Raw genomic sequence first — 16,825 nt, forward strand, 5'->3', positions numbered from 1 at the left:
CCTAAGCTGCATGGAATGCGTAACTAGCCAAAGCGACCAGCAGACCGATCTCGATGCACTCGTTCAATGCGCCGTATACGTCGCCGGTCAATCCGCCTAACTTCCGATGTATGACAACGGACAGCAACGTCCCTACGCCGTAAGTAATAAGCGCCGCCGCGATTAGGAACCAACCGATGTCTATGGCGTTCCATCCGGATTCGAATGCCAGAGCCGTCACGGTCACGATCGCCGCGCCGAATCCGGAGGCGATCGCGTGCCGCTTGCCGACGGCGCGAAACAGCGCCCCTAGCCCCGGTCCCTGCCGGGCATACGGCCAGCAAGCGATCGCCGTTCCGAGGAAAGCGCGGCTCCATACCGGAACGAGTATGGCGAGCGACAACCAATCGTTCCGCCAGTCCTCGATCAGCGCCGCGACGGTCGCAACCTTCAAACCTACGGCGAAGACGCACGCCATGACTCCCATCGCGCCGACGCGGCTGTCCTTCATAATCTCCAGCATCCGCTCCGGGGAACGATGGCTCAGCAGACCGTCCGCCGTGTCCATCAAGCCGTCCAGATGAAGCCCGCCGGAGAGCAGCGTCCATACCGCGACCAGAAGGATGGCGACGACCACGGGAGGCATCGCTGGCGCGAGCAGCAAACCCGCAAGCGCCACGATCAATCCGATCGCCGCGCCGACAAGCGGATAGAACGCGACGCTGCGGCGGGAAAGCCGTTCATCGTAGGCAAGCGACACCGGTATCGGTATGCGCGTCAGGAATTGAAACGCAGCCGCCAAAGCTTCCAAACCGCTTATAACGAATAACCGCAAACTGCGCATAACAACCCTCCCGCAACCAGTATGCCGACGCCGTACAATAGCCGGACGGCATGGACGATATCTTGCCTGCGAAGCGAGCGCGTCGCCCAACCCATCTTCGCCCGCTCGCTGACGACTTCGCCGTAACGGTTCGTGCCGCCCAGCTGTATGCCGAGAGCTCCCGCGACCGCCGATTCGGGAATGCCGCTGTTCGGGCTCGGATGCAAGCGGGCGAACGCAACGATCGCCTTGAAGGACCGCGATGGAGAGGACGGGCGATACAAGGCGGATACGATCACGAGCAGCAGCCCCGTCAGCCTCGCGGGTATCCAGTTCAAGACGTCGTCCAATCGGGCGGACGCCCAGCCGAACCGCAAGTATCGGTCGTTGCGATAACCGACCATGGAATCGAGCGTGTTCGCGGCCCGGTAGAGCATCGCGAGCGGAGCCGCCCCCAGCCAAGCGAAGAACAGCGGCGAGATCACCGCGTCCACGATATTCTCCGAGACGGTCTCGACCGTCGCCCGCGACACCTCGGATTCGTCTAGTTCGCGCGTATCTCTTCCGACGATGTAGCCCGTGTACTGTCGCGCTCCGGGCAGATCCTCAAGCATCAGCCTGTCGTAGACGAGCATTGCCGCGTCCTTCAGCCCTCGTATCGCGATCGTCGTCGAGATGAACCAAGTCTGCGCCGCATAGCCGAACCAAGGATGAATCCATGCGGCGAGCGCGGTCGCCCCCCACATCGCGAAGAAGCTCGTTGCAATCACTGCTAGCGTCATTAGCGCTCCATTGAAACGTTTCGCTTCGCGCGGAAGCAGCCTTCGCTCCAAATACGCGGTCAGTCGGCCGATCGCGATGACCGGATGCGGCAGCCGCTTCGGATCTCCGACGATCCAATCGATTACGATTGCTGCGAGAAGCATGATCATCATCTCTTGCAACGAATAGAAGATCATAACATCCCGCCGTCGAATCGGAAAGCTAGTCTCTTCAGCTCGACCGGAATGCCCGCCGTCACCAGGAACACTTGGTCGCTTAGCGAGGCGAGTCTCTGATTCATGCCGCCTGCCACGTCCCGAAAATAACGCCCCAGCGGATATTCGGGAACGATTCCGCTCCCGACTTCGTTCGTGACGAGGATCGTCGTGCCTTGCCGCGCCGAGATCGCCGCCGCCAGCTCTTCGATCTTGCGCTGAACGAGACTCTCCCCGTCCGCGTCGCGCTCGGCCCTCAACAGCCAATTCGATGCCCATAAAGTCAAGCAATCCACGAGTATCGTGCGATTGTCCGGCACCGTCCTTAGCATCGCGGCAAGCTCATACGGTTCCTCGATCGTCTCCCATGCATAGCCCGAACGATCCCGGCGTTCGCGATGACGTACAAACCTCGTCCGCATCTCTTCCTCGAAGATTTGCGCGGTGGCGATATAGACGGCGCTGTCTGCCGTATGCATCGCAACCTGCTCGGCGAAGCTGCTTTTGCCGCTTTTGGCGCCGCCCGTCACGAGCACGATCATCGCGATACCCCGGCGGAATCGAACGTCGCCATTTCCCGCATGATGCGCACGGCCGCTTCGACCAGATGGAACGCGAGCGCCGCTCCAGTCCCCTCGCCAAGCCGCATATGCATATCCAGCATCGGCGAGAGTCCCAGCCGCTCGAGCACGAGTCGATGCCCTTGCTCTTGGGAGACGTGGGACGCGATGAGATATTCGCGCGCGTTCGGAGCGATCCGGACGGCCGTCAGCGCGGCGATCGAAGCGATGAAACCGTCGACGACGACCGGAACTTGGCGGGCTGCCGCGCCGAGAATGACGCCCGCGAGACCCGCGATCTCCAACCCGCCGAGCTTGCTCAATACGTCGAGAGGATCGGCCGCGTCCGGAGCGTTAACCGCGATCGCTTGCCGGATCGTATCCCGTTTGCGCCGAACGCCGGCGTCGTCGACTCCGGTTCCGCGTCCGACCGCAAGCTCGGGCTCGATACTCGCGAACACCGCTAGCATCGCCGCGCTCGGAGTCGTATTCCCGATCCCCATCTCGCCCGTCGCGAGCAACCGATAGCCGTCATCCGCCAATTGACCAGCCAATTCGATTCCGTGCGATATCGCCAGGATCGCCTCCTCGCGGCTCATCGCCGGTCCCCTTGCGATATTGGCGGTACCTTTGCGCACTTTGCGAACGCGCAGCGATTCGTGCGCGAGATCCGCGTTCACGCCGATATCGACGCAGACGACGTCCGCGCCCGCTTGGCGCGCGAGCACGTTGATCGCGGCCCCGCCGTGAAGGAAGTTCATGACCATCTGCGGCGTCACCTCCGCCGGGAACGCGCTGACGCCTTCTTCGCATACGCCGTGGTCGGCGGCCATGACGACGACCGCTTTCCGCGACACGTCGAGCGAGAGCGAGCCTTCGATCCCCGCAAGCCGAACGGCGATGTCCTCCAGCTTGCCCAGGCTGCCCGGCGGTTTCGTTAACGTATCCAGATAACGGGCTGCATCCGCCCTAGCCTGCACGTCGGTCGGGCGAATACGGGCTATCGCCTCGTTTAATTTATGGCTCATCGTGAGCGCCTCCTTGACGTAATAAAATTTGAGGCAATCCGTATAGCGGATGCTCGACGACGATCGGCTTCGTGCCGTATACTCGGCGAATCAATTCTCCGCGCACGAGCTCCCCCGGGGTTCCGATCCCGACGATCGAGCCCTTATGAAGCAGCAGCATACGGTCGCAATACATCGCTGCCAAGTTGAGATCGTGCAACACGGCGACGACCGTCATCTTCCGTTCCCGTTGCCAGGCCTTGACGATATCCATCATCTGAATCTGATAACCGATGTCCAGATACGTCGTAGGCTCGTCCAGCAATAACACGCTCGGCTGCTGCGCCATCGCTTTGCCAAGCGCCACCCGCTGCCGCTCGCCTCCGCTGAGCTCCGTCAGCATAATATGCCGAAGCTCAGCGAGATTCAATTGGTCGAGGACGGCATCGACGATCTCATCGCTTGCGCCGCTATCGTCTCCCAACCAATTTTGATACGGGTACCGTCCCATCTCCACGACTTCCCTCACGGTGAAGCTCGCGGGCGGAATCGGCTCCTGCTGCAGCACGGCCAATACGCGGGATAGCTGCTTGCGCGTATAACCGCCTATGGGCGATCCGTTCAGAGCCAGTTCGCCGCCGTCCGGCTTCACGATGCCGGATAGCAGCTTCAGCAATGTCGACTTTCCGCTCCCGTTCGGACCGAGAATGCCGAAGAACTCCCCTTCCGCAACGGAGAAGCTTAGCTGATCCAATACTTTTCGTTCCCCGTAATACTTATCTAAGCGCTCCATTCTCAACAATAGCGTCACATCCTCAACCTTCTCTTGTGTTTGCGAAGCAGGTAGACGAAGAACGGCCCCCCGAGGAACGCGGTTATGACGCCGAGCGGGATTTCGGTCGGACTCAGCAGCATGCGGGCCAGCGTATCCGCCCAGATCATGTAGACCGCTCCGAGCAGCGCGGAGACCGGGACGATCAGCCGATAATCCGGACCGACCATGAGCCGGACGAGATGGGGCACGACAAGTCCGACGAATCCGATCGTACCGGCGACCGAGACGGCCGCCGCGGTGATTAGCGTCGAGACGACCAGCACGACGAGCCGCGTCCTCGCCACATGGACGCCAAGATGCTCGGCTTGCCTCTCTCCGAGCGAGATCAAGTTCAACGTCCGTCCGTTCGCCATTAGCACAAAGAGACCGACTAGGAGATAAGGAACTAGAATGCCGGAATACGACCATCCGCGCAAAGACAGGCTGCCCATCAGCCAGTAGATGATCTCGTTCACGACTTGATCGGACAGCGTGACCATGAAAGACACGATCGATCCGAGGAAGGCTTGCACGACGACGCCGGATAGGATCACCGTCTCCAATTGCAGCTTCCCGCCCGTACCCGCCAATCGCAGAACGATGAGCAAGCTCGTCATTCCCGTCGCGAACGCGACGATCGGAATCGACCAGCGGCCGGCGATCGCCAGCTGTAGCCCGAATAGAATGAGGAAAGCCGCGCCGACCGCGGCGCCGGAAGCGACGCCCAGCGTATACGGATCCGCGAGCGGATTGCGCAGCGCCCCTTGGAACCCGGCCCCGGCGAGCGACAAGCATGCGCCGACGAGTGCCGCAAGCACCACCCGGGGCAGCCGAACCTTGGAGATGATCTGCTCGGAAGAGATAGGCCAGTCCGCATGGAAGAGATCTCCAAGGAAGGGCACATGATGCAAGACGATTGGCCACGTATCGGATAACGGAACGTAAGCGGTCCCCATCGATACGCTCACGACGATCGAAAGAAGGAGGAGTACGCTCCCGACTCCTCCCCACATTCCTAACCGCTTGCTCATTATTGGTACGAGTCCGGATAGATCGCGCTTGCGATGCCGAGCAGCGCTTGCGTGATCCGCGGACCCGGGCGGGCGAGCACGTCTCCGTCGAGTCCGACGACTCGATCGTTCTTAATCGCCGTAATTTCTCCCCATCCGCTCCGGCCGCGAATGAGATCCTCCAGCTTGTTGCCCTTGTCGTCAACCAAATTTAGCGTATGAATGATGACGTCCGGATTATCTTTGATCACCTTCTCTTCGTTGATCTGGCTCCAGCCCTGTACGTCGGAAGCGATATTCACTCCGCCGGCGAGCGTAATGAGCTCGTCCATGAACTCGCCGCTGCCGACCGTCCAGCCCGGTGAATATTCGATGTATACTTTCCTCTTCTCCTCCGGTTTGATCGTCTCCGCGACGCCTTTCACCATCTGAATGTCCGCTTTCATTTGCGCGACGAGCGCTTCGGCTTCCGTTTGTTGGTCCGTTATCCGTCCAAGCTGCAGAATGTCGCTAAGAACGTCGTCCAACTTCCTCGGATTCATGCAGACGACGTTAAGGCCAAGCGTACGCAGATTGTCGAGCGCGGTATCCTTAATGGAAATTCCCGCAACGACGAGATCGGCGCCGGCGGCCACGATCGCTTCCGTATTCGGCTCGACGATGCCTCCGACTTTCGGCTTGCTTTCCGCTTCTTTCGGATAATTGTCGAAGTCGGATACGCCTACGATACGGTCGGCCAGTCCAAGCGCGAACAAGATTTCCGTCTCCGCAGGGGAGGCGGACACGATTGTCTCCGGCGCTTGCTCGAACGTGATTTCCTTGCCGGTCGCGTCCTTCTCCGTCAGCGGATAGACCGTGCTCTTGGCATCGTCCGCCGATGGCGATGAGGTTGGCGTTGTTTCCGCTGACGACGATGCCGCGCTCTGCGTCTCCGTCGGGCTCGCATTGCCGGATGGCGAGTCGGCTTCGTTCGCTCCGCAAGCGGCCAGCATGAACACGAGTAGGACGGATAACGCGATATGACTGATTTTCTTCATTTCCGATCTTCCCTTCGATAGTAGAATGCGAGAAGGGCTTGTTCAGTATCCTTTTTACAACCCATGCGTTCAACGAAAAAACCCCTTATCTCCGTAAGGAAACAAGGGGATTGCTAATCAGGCAACAACTGGTATACAGATGCGCTCGCACCTGTCCTGATAGGCCGTCCTTTTCCGCGAAGGAGCTTCATTGGCTACCGAATAGGCAGGTTTCCTGGCTTACGGGTATGCGACGCGCCTCGCCTTCCCATTCCTGGCGGAACAGTGGCATTACGAGGTCGTCCCCGAGTTACAGTGGCGGGACCGCACCGGATTCTCACCGGTTTCCCTTTTAACCTTGCGTTGCGAACACGCAAACAAGGCACCTATCGGCGTAAAAATTCTATTAAACAAGCAGAATCTCTCGACTCATTATATCGAACGACAAGCGGAAAGAAAAGCCTCCCATTATACCGATCGCTCAGACCCGCGCGAATCCCTATAGAATAGTAAAGCCCTAGCCCGGCGGATACCGGACTAGGGCTTTATCGCGTTTGGCTTTGCGATTACAGTTTCAAGAGACTAACGATAATGACTGCCGCCTCCGCGCGGTTCAACTTATCGTTCGGTGCCAGCTTGCCGTCTTTGCCTTTGACGATTCCGGCATTCACCAGCGCTTCGACGCTGGACTTGGCTTCGTCGGAAACATCCGCGGCATCGGAGAACGCGTCAAGCGCTCCGCCTGCTTCGAGCTGCGTGCCGGCTGCCTTCAGAGCGCTTACGGCCAGAACCATCATCTCTTGGCGCGTAAGTTTGCCGCTTGGGTCCTTCACGTCGCCCGCGATGTCCGATTCCTTCACTTCAAGCGCTTTCGCCAAGATCGCTACGAAGTCTTTCTTCGTGAGGGAGGCTCCCGGGGAGAACTTGTCGTTGCCGGTGCCCTTGACTAGACCTCGCTTAGCTAGGTCGTTAATGGCAGCCCGTGCCCAAGAGTAGCCGTTCAAATCCGTGAACGGACTGTTGGACAGCGTCAGCACGCCGTATACGGACGTGTCTTGATAGCCGTTGCCCGAAGTGTCGTTCCATGCGGCGACGCTTTGGCGCGCGCCGTCTTTGCCGTCGTTGATCTGTACGTCGAAGCCGAGCTTCGTTCCGTCCGCCGGCTTAATCGCCTTGAGCGGAAGCTTGAATTCGACCGTGTAGTTCGTGCCGGACACTTTCGTTGCCGATTGGAAGCCTTCGGCAATGCTCGCCGGGTTGAACGATGTCTCGTTGTCGAAGTTGACGCGGTATTGTCCGTCGTCCTCTTGGTAGGAAGGAGTCTTCTCGTTGTTCTGATCCAAGAAGATTTCGACGGAATCCTCTTCCCAAGCGTTCTCGCTCGCTTTATCCAGCTGAGCGTCGCTGACTTGGACCAATACGTACAGGTTGTCGTTATCCCACAGCGCTTTGGCCACGCCGGTCGCGCCCTGCCATGCCATTTGATACTGATTCACAGAAATTTCGGCTGCGCCGTTCCATGCCGCGTCAACCGTACCGTCAATCTTCGGCGTACCGAATTTAGCGGTTGCTTGTTTGACGATTTTCACTTCGGGCGGATTTTCCTTCATGAACTTGGCCGGATCGATAACGCCATCATACGCCGGCTTCGCTTGCAGGTCTTTATCGAACGGAAGCGGATTCTCCGTCGCTCTCCAGCTCGTCGCATCGTTCAGTCCCCAGAACGTTATGCGCGCGATGTGGTCGGCATGCGTCTTGTAAATATCGAACAATTGCGCGTACAAGTAGCCTTGCGACTTAGCTTCCTTCTCGGATATCACGGAGTTGATTCCCGCGCGAATATCGAGCTCGGATACGCTGACTTCGACGCCCAAGGAGATGAACTTCTCCAGCGAGCTCTTCACGTTCTCGGCTTTCGTGCTTAAGCCGTAGTGGCCTTGCATGCCGATGCCGTCGATGAGCAGTTCGCCCGGATGATTCTTCGCGTAACGATCGTTGATTTCCTTGACCATCTGATAGATGGCTTCGGCTTTATTCTGGTTATCGTCGTTATAATCGTTGTAGTACAGCTTGATGTCCCAATCCGGATGCGCGTCGAGAACTTCTTGCGTTGCCAGGAACGCTTGCTCGACATAATCTTCGCCGATCGATTTATACCAATTGGATTGGCGCAACGCCGCTTTCCAATCGGACGGGTTCGACGGGTTATCGTTCATTGCTTCGTTCACGACGTCCCAACCGATCACTCTATCGCCGAAGTGCTCTACGACCGTCTTGATGTGCGTCTTCATGTTGCCTAGCGCATCATCGCGGCTAATCGGCGCCAAATTGCCATCGGCGTCGGCTTTCGCATTCATCCAATCCGGCGATTGCTGATGCCAAACCAACGTATGCCCATACACTTTCAGTCCGGCTGCAATCGCGCCGTCGACGATCTCGTCCGCGCTTTCGAAGGTAAACTTGCCTTTCTCGGCTTGCACCGAGCCCGGCTTCATCGCGTTCTCCGCCGTCACGACATTGAAGTGCTGCTTAAGGAGCTCGGAGCGCACGCCTTTCAGCTCGCCCGCGGAGATCGCGTTACCGATGAGGAAGTCGTTCTGGTACGCGTCTTTGATCGGTTTCAAGTCTTTCTGTACGGAGACAGGACCTGCGCCCGTGGCCTCAAAGCTGATATCGTCGATGTAGAAGGAAGCCGTCGCGTTGTTCGAGCTCTCGACATAGATCGTTAAGTACTCGTCACCTACGCTGTTGTAACGGTACGTTCCTTCGTACTTCACCCATCCGTCGGCCGTGCCGATCGTCTGGCCTTGGAGGTTATTGTAACTGGCGCCGTTGCCTTGGCCTACTTGCGTAGACAATTGGAGCTGCGTGCTGTCCGGCGAGATCAACTTCACCCACGCGGAAATTTTGTATTCATAGCCCTTATCGACGTACTTCTCCACGCGCAAGGAAGGACCATGCCAGGCAACCGTTCTGCCCTCTACCTTAAGCGCATAGGAGCCGCCATCCGTATGGTTGGCTTCCTTGGTGACGGTCAATGTCTCCGTGCTTGCACGGCCTTCAAAACCGCCGGTCTTCTGATCTTCGAAAGTGATCGTAGAGAATGGCAATGCCGGATCTCTCGGGTCTTCTTCCACGACAGGCGCGGCTTTCTCCCCGGTGATCACGATCTCGCCGATATAGTAAGGAACCGTCTTGCCGTCTTCGCTGGATTGCACGCGTACGGCTTTGTCTTTGCTCGAATCGGCGGTGAACTCGCCCGTCAACGTGAATGCTTTACCGGCTACGAAGTCTGCGCCGGATAAGAAAGCATAGCTGTCAACCAACTGAAGGTAAGCTTGCGCGCCGGCCGGAATCGTAGCGTCCGCGTCAACGTATCCCGTCACGGTCGCCGTATATTTCCGGCCGTCCACGAGTCCGATGTCGGCGAACTTGAAGTCTGCCGCATCCCAGTTGTTCGTTCTATTGCTGACGTAGATCGCTGCTCCGTCATCGTTGCCCGCAAACTTCTTATCCGTAACGACTTTCAAATTCGCGCCGCCCGATTGAGCTGCCGCGCCTTGCCCGTTCGCGAACGATTCCTGATAAACGACCGTGCTCGCATCGTCTGCCGCCGCTGCCGGCGCTAGCCAAGCCGACGGAATCAGCAACGCAGAAGCTAGAAGCAAAGAAAGAAATCTCGAAGACTTTCGGCTCATAACTGTACGATTCCCCCTGAGGTTATGTAGTGAACGTCGTGAAAGCGCTGTCTAGAATAGCGTAGCAAGACAGCAAGGTTGAACTGCAAGTGCGCTATGCCGGGTACCAGCACTTTCCTCTATTCCCAAGTTTAATTGTACCTCAGAGCGTGGAAGCGCTTACTTCAAAAAGTATAGAAGAAACTTTGGATTGTATTGAAAAGCTCTCCTGACGGGGTCAGGTCAAGATTAGCCCCTTCTCCGTAAGGCAAGTTCAGAAAACACCTCAGTATCGTCAATAACATCCCCATCGAACTCAAACTCAGTAAAGCAAGATGCAACCGATAAGTGTTGCTACTCCATTCTCTTCAATTATAATAATTGTTAAATATGCATAATCGAGAGAATCGCTGCCCGACTTCAACCCATTCGGAGGTAAGATTCCCATGAACACGCTTGCGATCAAGCGCGTACCGTCTCACCCGGGACTTAGGGAACTGGTTAGAGACATATGGATTCTGGAAAGCGATGGGATACTCCCCAGCGAAGTATACGACACTTCAGAACAAGGTTGGCGAGACGATCTATTTGGTAAGGGAGCAGGAGGGCGCTTTCCCTTGAGCAGTCTTATCTAGAGCGGTGAGACATTCGTCATATTCGTCATAACAACTAATCGGTAGTTATTTTCCCACACACCGACAATCGCGCCGCAATAACAACCAATCGATAGGTATTCCCCTGTATTCTGCGGTAATTTGCTCAAAGCTGGGAGAATAGCTGCTTATGGTTGTTATTCTAGTCCTGGACGCAAGTAGCACACGAAATAACTGCGAATGGTTGCTATTCTCTCGTCGAAGAAACCTGCAACACTCGAATGAATGGTAAATCGTTGTTATTTCGCTTTCCGAGCGCGACTCCTAGCATCCCATCCCATCCGGAGGTAGGTTCCCATGAACAACCTGGCTATCCAGCGCATAACGCCTCACCCGGTGTTGAGTGAATGCATCAGAGACCTTTGGGTTTTCGAAAGCGACGGAAGACTGTCCCAGGAAGAGATACAGATCATCGCTCCTAACGGTTCCGTGAAATTGACTTTGCATTATAGAGGGAAGCTTGTCGGGCGGATCGGCGACCACGCATTCGTGATCCCGGAACATCGGTTATCCATCGTTGGCATATCCGATCGTCCGTTGATCGCTGCATTCGATCGGAGTAAGCCCTTCGGTTGCATCAGTATCGAACTCCATCCCGCTTCGGCGTATCGTCTCTTCGCATATCCTCAGTATGAACTGCGCAACGCCATCGTGCCATTCGGAGAAATTTTCGGTACGGCGGCAACCCGCTCCTTGGAAGAACGAATCTATTCGGCGACGAATCCGACGCATAAGGCGGCTCTTCTTCAAGAATTCTTGATCAGAAGGCTCGCTTTGACGGAGATTGATTATTCGTTCGAACGCAGCGCCGACGCCATCTTGAAAGCGCAAGGTCTATTGTCGGTGAAGAAGCTATCGCAGGTAACGGGATTAAGCGATCGGTGGCAACGCAACAAGTTTGCCGATCGGCTGGGCGTCAGTCCGAAAACCTTCGCATCGCTCGTTCGCTTCCAAGCTAGTTACCAGGCGCTGCTCCGGAACAAACGCGACTTCCTGCAAGCTAAACCTTTCAACGATAGCTATTACGATCAGGCACATTTCATCAAGGAATTCAAAAGATTTATAGGCTATTCCCCCGCCAAGTATTCGAAGTTGCAGAACAAGGTCGGCGAGACGGTCTACCATGTGAAGGATACGGAAAGCCTCTCCTCTTCGGAAAGCCTATAATAGGCCGCTTAGACTCGATCTTCCGTTTCTTACAATACCCCTTGGCATGCTTAAGGTATTTTATTCACAGATTCGTCACATACGAAAAAACAGAACCTCAAGGGGGTGAATTGCCAATGAAATGGGTAGCGCGAATATTACAAGGTTTATTGGCGCTGGATTTCCTGTTTGCCGGGGGGATGAAGATCTTCTCCAGTTCAGAGCAAATCAAGGAATTGTTCACTGACAGTCTTGGGACGCCTCCGGCACTGATCTACACCGTCGGAGCCTTCGAAGCGCTGGCCGGACTAGCTTTAGTCGCCGGTTATCGCAGTCCGAGAGCAGCCGTGTTGTCGATAGCCATAATGTTAGCCATCATGATCGGCGCCACGGTGACGAATCTCTCCGCCGGACTCGTAGGGGATGCCATGGTGCCGCTAGCGACCTTCATCTTGGCGGCTTTCTTGTTGTACCTGCGGCGCGATGCGCTCAAGAGCTTTCGAACAACGGCAAATATTAAGTTTAAAGGATAGGTGACCAGACTGTCTTGATGACGAGGCAGGCCGAGTTCTCGTCGGAAAATAGGACGTTGAATTCGAAGCCGATGCTGCCGAAAAGTTCCTTCGTCCGATTGATGTCTTTCACCGGCAAGTTGATGTACGTCTGGCTCGATTGATCCTGGCGGAGAAAGCTCATGCCGCGGGCGGCAAACCGTTCAAGGATACACAAGATCACGGCTTCATGTACGTTAGAAACTTCGAGGATCCGGAAGGTCATCTGTGGGAGATCGGCTACTTCGACATGAGCGCGTTCAACCAGTAAATCGATTGTTTAGGAATAAGCCGATCGTTGCGTGCGATCGGCTTATTATTACGTCGCAAGAAGGAGCTCCCCGGATTCCGGGAAGCTCCTCCAACTCGCGAAGTCATGCTACCTCTCATAATAGCCACTGATTTCCGCCGTACCAAGAACGTGACCGCTCACGAGTTCTTGAAACTTCTCATAAGGCAGATGGGCAGGTGGTTCCAACGAGTGAACATCCAAAGCATACACGATGGTTTTGTATTCATGATTTCCGGAGCCAATCGGCGGAGCAGGAGGATCGTACCCGCTTAAAGCCGATGAATTCAATAGCTCTTGACTCCCCTCCGGAAGCTTGTCGGTCCGGGAGGCGCCTTCCGGAACGCGATGTACATCGGCAGGGATATTCATGACAGCCCAGTGAATCCAATGATTCGCGACAGGATGAAGATCTACGATCAGGATGGAGAACGATTTCGTTCCTTCGGGCACATTCTCCCAAGCCAGCGGAATACTATTGTCTGCGTTCGTATGCTTCTCGGGAATTTGTTCGCCGTTCTTGAACGCCTCTGAAGTAACGGTGAATGCGTTGTTGCCGCTGTCGGGCTTCGTTGAACCGCACCCGCCAATCGCAATGGCAATCGCGGCTAGGATGAAGATTAGGATGCGTTTGGGCATGTGTATTGGTAAGTTCATACATTATCCCCTTTCCTTATCGAAATTTACATTAACATACCATCACCCTGTCCGTCCGTATAGTACGAATCGGAAGGTTCGCAGAGCGCCGCCTTATTGATCTCGTCTAACTTCTTCAATCACCGCACTAACGCCTTCGTGTATCTGCTCCGGCCTAGCCCGCGATATGCCAATCCTCAGAAACTTCTCCCTTCGGAGATAATCCGAGAGATAGAACAGCTTCCCGCTCGCTACGAGAATCCCCCGCTCTCTCAGCCGATCCACGACCCGCTCCAGTTTGACGGTCCGCGGGACTTTGAACGGGATGAACACGCCCGATCGAACGTCGGCCACTTCTAGCAGTTCTGCATCATTGTACTTCCTGACGGCGTCGTGCAGGATCTCGATCCGCGATTCATATTGCCGATAGATCTTCTCCCTGTGCCGCTCGTACATGCCGTTCTTGATATAGATATCGAGAGCGATAATTGCAAGGGACAGGGTTAATTGCCGTGATGTATCGGTTGAAAGGCTCGATCCGTCAATCACCTTATATATCTCCACCTTTCTTAGACATCTCGAATTTCATAGCGCTTCCATTCGCCGTACACTGAATTTGATAACGAAATCATAGCCTGCCGAAGCAAGGAGTTGGTATTTATCATGAAAGCAGCGATTTATGAAGGGAACCAGACCATCCGGATCGGAGATTGCGTGCCAGTCGATCCTTCTCCGGACGAGGTGCGGATCGCGGTCGCATACGCGGGCATCTGCGGAACGGACCTGCATGTCTATCATGGCCGTATGGATCACCGTGTGACGATGCCGCACGTGATGGGACACGAGATGTCGGGCATCGTCGAAGCGGTCGGCGCCAGCGTCACTCACCTTTCCGTCGGAGATCGCGTGGTCGTCATGCCTCTGATTTCCTGCAACCAGTGTCCGGCTTGCCAAGAAGGACACGCACACATCTGCCAACGTCTGAAGTTCATCGGGATCGAAACGCCCGGTGGTTTTCAATCAAGCGTGACGGTTCCCGCCGATACGGTGCTGCCGATTCCGAGAGCGCTTTCTCTGCAGCTCGGCGCATTGATCGAACCTCTAGCCGTCGCCTGCCATGACGTTCGCATCGGCGGCGTACGGAGCGGAGAGCTCTCGGTGATCATAGGGGGAGGCCCGATTGGCGCACTAATCGCGCTCGTCGCTCGCGCGAATGGGTCGAAGGTTCTCGTTGCTGAGATCAATCCGTTCAGGCTCCAGCTGTTGGAGCAGATGGGGATCGATACGATCAATCCCCAAGAATCAGATATCGCCGCACACGTGAACCACCTTACCGACGGGGCTGGATGCGATCTCGTATTCGAAGTGACGTCCTCTGCCGCCGGCGCCAGGTTGATGACACAGCTTCCCCGCACCCGGGGGAGAATCGTTGTGGTCGGCATCTTTAATGATCCTCCCCAAGTCGACCTTCACCGGATATTCTGGCGGGAATTGAAGCTCTTCGGGGCTCGCGTCTACGAGAGGGAAGATTTCGAACAGGCCATCGCGTGGGCGGCCTCCGGCAAGCTGCCGCTCGGCCATTTGGTTCGGGATATTTATCCGCTGGAGATGCTGCAAGAGGGCTTCCGGTTAATGGAGTCCAGCGGAGGCGTCATGAAGATCTTACTGAACTGTGCCGACGACGGTGCAAGTTCGTTCGCCAAGGAGGGATAAGATGAATCCCCATCAATCAACGATCGCTTCCCTTTCGATCGATCGTCCTTACAATCCCCCCCACTGGGCCGTGCTTCAGCAACAGTTAATGTCGCTGTTGGACGAAGCAGCCGCGGAGTTCGTGGATCGGTATGTGCAGCCGGACGGGACCTTGCTCTGGAGAAGCGTCTGGCCTGGCATGGACGGCTCTGACGACCCCTACGAAGGCTTCATGAACTTAGCTCTGTTGTATGTGCTGGGCGGACAACGAGAATTGTACGATCATGCACGCAAAGTATACGATGGCATCACTTGGCAATGGACGGAATACGGTCAGATCCATCGGGAGTTCGACGGCTACTACGACTGGATGCACCACGGTGAGGGCTGCTTGTTCCTCTACTTTCTCGGGTTGGCGGATCCTGGCAGCTTGAAGGATCGGCAACGGGCACGGCGGTTCGCCGGTTTCTACACGGGGGACGATCCGGAAGCGCAGAATTACGACCGAGTAAGAAAGCTGATTCGATCGCCGATCAACGGCAGCCGCGGCCCCCGCTTCGTCATGACCGAAGAGGACTGGATGACGCACCGGGGGATTCTGGACCAATATCTGGCTCCCTTCGAGGACCTGACCGGCGTCGATATCAACAGCGGCAAGTGTCCTTGGTCTGACGATCAGGTTTATCGGGAAATCATTGATAAGATGAACGCGCGGATGGCGAAAGGAGACGTTCCGTTAAATCTGAACGCGACAAGCCTGATCGCTCATGCCTTTATGTTCAGCGGCGATGAATCGTTGGTACGATGGGTTATCGAATATGTAGGCGCATGGAAGGCACGGGCCGAGATGAACGGTGGTATTATGCCGGATAACGTGGGTCTGTCAGGCGAGATCGGCGAATACAACGATGGCAAGTGGTGGGGAGGTTACTATGGCTGGCGCTGGTCGCATGGTCTGTTTACGATCATCGAACCGTTGACCAATGCTTCCATGAATGCCGTGCTGATGACAGGAGACACGGACTGGCTTGACGTTGCGAGACAACAGTTGGATATCAACTGGGGGCTCCGCAAGCGAGTTCAAGGTACATGGGCGGTGCCGCACAAACACCTGGACAGCGGTTGGACGGATTATAAACCGCCGAATCCCGCTTACCCTATCTATCTATGGACCGTTTCCATGGATTCGCAGGATGTCGAGCGCTACGAACGTCTGGAGACCGCCGCGTTTTACAGGGAAATCGAGATCCCGATCGTTTCCGGCCGCAACCCGCATACCGGCAAAGAGACCAAGCACTATATTGCGAACACCGTCCCCTGGTTCGAATACATCCGCGGCAACGATCCGGCATATCCGGAGAAAATCCTGAAAGCCAATTACGAGCTCGTCGAGAGGCAACTGAAAAAAATGAGATCGGCGGAAGGCGACCCGGCTGGCTGGATCTCGGATGGATATAACCTTGACGACCTTTCCAGCATTCACAAGTGGCAGGAAATGTGCCCTGTCTATCCGGAAGGATTGCTCCAGTTGACCTTGGGCGCTCCGATGCATATTTCCCATGGGGGACTCCAGCATGCCAGAGTCCGCTACTACAACGCATTCGCCCAAAGACCAGGCTTGCCGCCTAAAGTCAGCGCCCTAGTGGAGCGGCTCATGGATGATTCCGTAACGTTAACTCTTGTGAATTTGGACACGACCGAGGCCAAAGACGTCGTCATCCAAGCCGGAGGCTTCGGGGAGCATCGGTTCACGAACGCGGAAGCCCGGGATGAACGCGGCGAATTGCTGCTTTCCTTACCGTTGGACAATAAATGGGTGCAAATCCGGCTTGGGAGTGCGGCCGGCGTAAGGCTGACATTGTCGATGGAACGCTATGTCAACCCACCCTCCTACGAAACGCCATGGTGCGCGGCGAAAAGCCCAACACCGTTGATTCAATCCAGAATAATCACATGACAGAGCCGTAATATCAATCCATGCGCATGGAGATGACG

Annotated in this window: 15 protein-coding genes and 1 riboswitch; of the genes, 5 read left to right on the top strand and 10 right to left on the bottom strand. The window is 56.1% G+C overall.

Annotation, left to right across the window (positions count from 1 at the left end; genetic code table 11):
* Window position 1: 1 nt before the first annotated feature.
* The 8 genes from cobS to COHPA_RS0108635 form a co-directional block, all read right to left on the bottom strand.
* Window positions 2-823 carry an adenosylcobinamide-GDP ribazoletransferase gene (gene cobS / locus COHPA_RS0108600; RefSeq protein ID WP_027085773.1) on the bottom strand — a complete coding sequence of 274 codons (822 nt, stop codon included), beginning with the start codon at window positions 821-823 and terminating at the stop codon, window positions 2-4.
* Window positions 796-1,761, bottom strand: a complete 966-nt coding sequence (cbiB, locus tag COHPA_RS0108605) for an adenosylcobinamide-phosphate synthase CbiB (protein ID WP_027085774.1) — start codon at window positions 1,759-1,761, stop codon at window positions 796-798. Before cbiB ends, cobS begins: the two co-directional genes overlap by 28 nt.
* On the bottom strand, window positions 1,758-2,321 hold the full coding sequence (gene cobU, locus COHPA_RS0108610) for a bifunctional adenosylcobinamide kinase/adenosylcobinamide-phosphate guanylyltransferase (protein ID WP_027085775.1): 564 nt from the start codon (window positions 2,319-2,321) through the stop codon (window positions 1,758-1,760). The genes cbiB and cobU overlap by 4 nt, the downstream gene beginning before the upstream one ends.
* On the bottom strand, window positions 2,318-3,367 hold the full coding sequence (gene cobT, locus COHPA_RS0108615) for a nicotinate-nucleotide--dimethylbenzimidazole phosphoribosyltransferase (protein WP_027085776.1): 1,050 nt from the start codon (window positions 3,365-3,367) through the stop codon (window positions 2,318-2,320). Before cobT ends, cobU begins: the two co-directional genes overlap by 4 nt.
* Window positions 3,357-4,148 carry an ABC transporter ATP-binding protein gene (locus COHPA_RS0108620; RefSeq protein ID WP_035120408.1) on the bottom strand — a complete coding sequence of 264 codons (792 nt, stop codon included), beginning with the start codon at window positions 4,146-4,148 and terminating at the stop codon, window positions 3,357-3,359. The genes cobT and COHPA_RS0108620 overlap by 11 nt, the downstream gene beginning before the upstream one ends.
* Window positions 4,149-4,153: 5 nt before the next feature.
* Window positions 4,154-5,191 (bottom strand): FecCD family ABC transporter permease, encoded by a 1,038-nt coding sequence (locus tag COHPA_RS0108625; RefSeq protein ID WP_035119403.1) that lies wholly within the window; start codon window positions 5,189-5,191, stop codon window positions 4,154-4,156.
* A complete protein-coding gene (locus COHPA_RS0108630; RefSeq protein ID WP_027085779.1) occupies window positions 5,191-6,207 on the bottom strand; it encodes an ABC transporter substrate-binding protein in 1,017 nt (338 codons plus the stop codon). The genes COHPA_RS0108625 and COHPA_RS0108630 overlap by 1 nt, the downstream gene beginning before the upstream one ends.
* 188 nt (window positions 6,208-6,395) lie before the next feature.
* Window positions 6,396-6,591: riboswitch (cobalamin riboswitch) on the bottom strand.
* Window positions 6,592-6,752: 161 nt separating this feature from the next.
* Window positions 6,753-9,884 carry an endo-1,4-beta-xylanase gene (locus COHPA_RS0108635; protein ID WP_027085780.1) on the bottom strand — a complete coding sequence of 1,044 codons (3,132 nt, stop codon included), beginning with the start codon at window positions 9,882-9,884 and terminating at the stop codon, window positions 6,753-6,755.
* Between the two features lie 929 nt (window positions 9,885-10,813).
* On the opposite strand from COHPA_RS0108635, the gene COHPA_RS0108645 reads away from it, so the two are divergent.
* From COHPA_RS0108645 to COHPA_RS25510, 3 genes are all read left to right on the top strand, one after another.
* Entirely contained in the window at window positions 10,814-11,683 is an 870-nt protein-coding gene (locus tag COHPA_RS0108645; protein ID WP_027085782.1) for a helix-turn-helix domain-containing protein, read from the top strand.
* A gap of 116 nt (window positions 11,684-11,799) precedes the next feature.
* Entirely contained in the window at window positions 11,800-12,195 is a 396-nt protein-coding gene (locus COHPA_RS0108650) for a DoxX family protein (RefSeq protein ID WP_027085783.1), read from the top strand.
* A 139-nt stretch (window positions 12,196-12,334) separates the two neighbouring features.
* The gene (locus COHPA_RS25510) at window positions 12,335-12,484 is read left to right on the top strand and encodes a VOC family protein (protein ID WP_211237871.1); all 150 of its coding nucleotides are present in this window, start codon (window positions 12,335-12,337) and stop codon (window positions 12,482-12,484) included.
* Between the two features lie 108 nt (window positions 12,485-12,592).
* Here COHPA_RS25510 and COHPA_RS0108665 read toward each other — a convergent pair whose 3' ends face one another.
* Complete coding sequence (locus COHPA_RS0108665; protein ID WP_084760504.1) at window positions 12,593-13,159, bottom strand: YbhB/YbcL family Raf kinase inhibitor-like protein; 567 nt, start codon at window positions 13,157-13,159, stop codon at window positions 12,593-12,595.
* Between the two features lie 93 nt (window positions 13,160-13,252).
* A complete protein-coding gene (locus COHPA_RS0108670; RefSeq protein WP_027085785.1) occupies window positions 13,253-13,687 on the bottom strand; it encodes an aminotransferase-like domain-containing protein in 435 nt (144 codons plus the stop codon).
* Between the two features lie 114 nt (window positions 13,688-13,801).
* On the opposite strand from COHPA_RS0108670, the gene COHPA_RS0108675 reads away from it, so the two are divergent.
* Both COHPA_RS0108675 and COHPA_RS0108680 read left to right on the top strand, forming a co-directional pair.
* The gene (locus tag COHPA_RS0108675; RefSeq protein WP_027085786.1) at window positions 13,802-14,851 is read left to right on the top strand and encodes a (R,R)-butanediol dehydrogenase; all 1,050 of its coding nucleotides are present in this window, start codon (window positions 13,802-13,804) and stop codon (window positions 14,849-14,851) included.
* A gap of 1 nt (window position 14,852) precedes the next feature.
* Window positions 14,853-16,787 carry a DUF8034 domain-containing protein gene (locus COHPA_RS0108680; RefSeq protein ID WP_027085787.1) on the top strand — a complete coding sequence of 645 codons (1,935 nt, stop codon included), beginning with the start codon at window positions 14,853-14,855 and terminating at the stop codon, window positions 16,785-16,787.
* Window positions 16,788-16,825 lie beyond the last annotated feature (38 nt).

The sequence above is a fragment of the Cohnella panacarvi Gsoil 349 genome, from assembly GCF_000515335.1.
GTDB lineage: Bacteria > Bacillota > Bacilli > Paenibacillales > Paenibacillaceae > Cohnella > Cohnella panacarvi.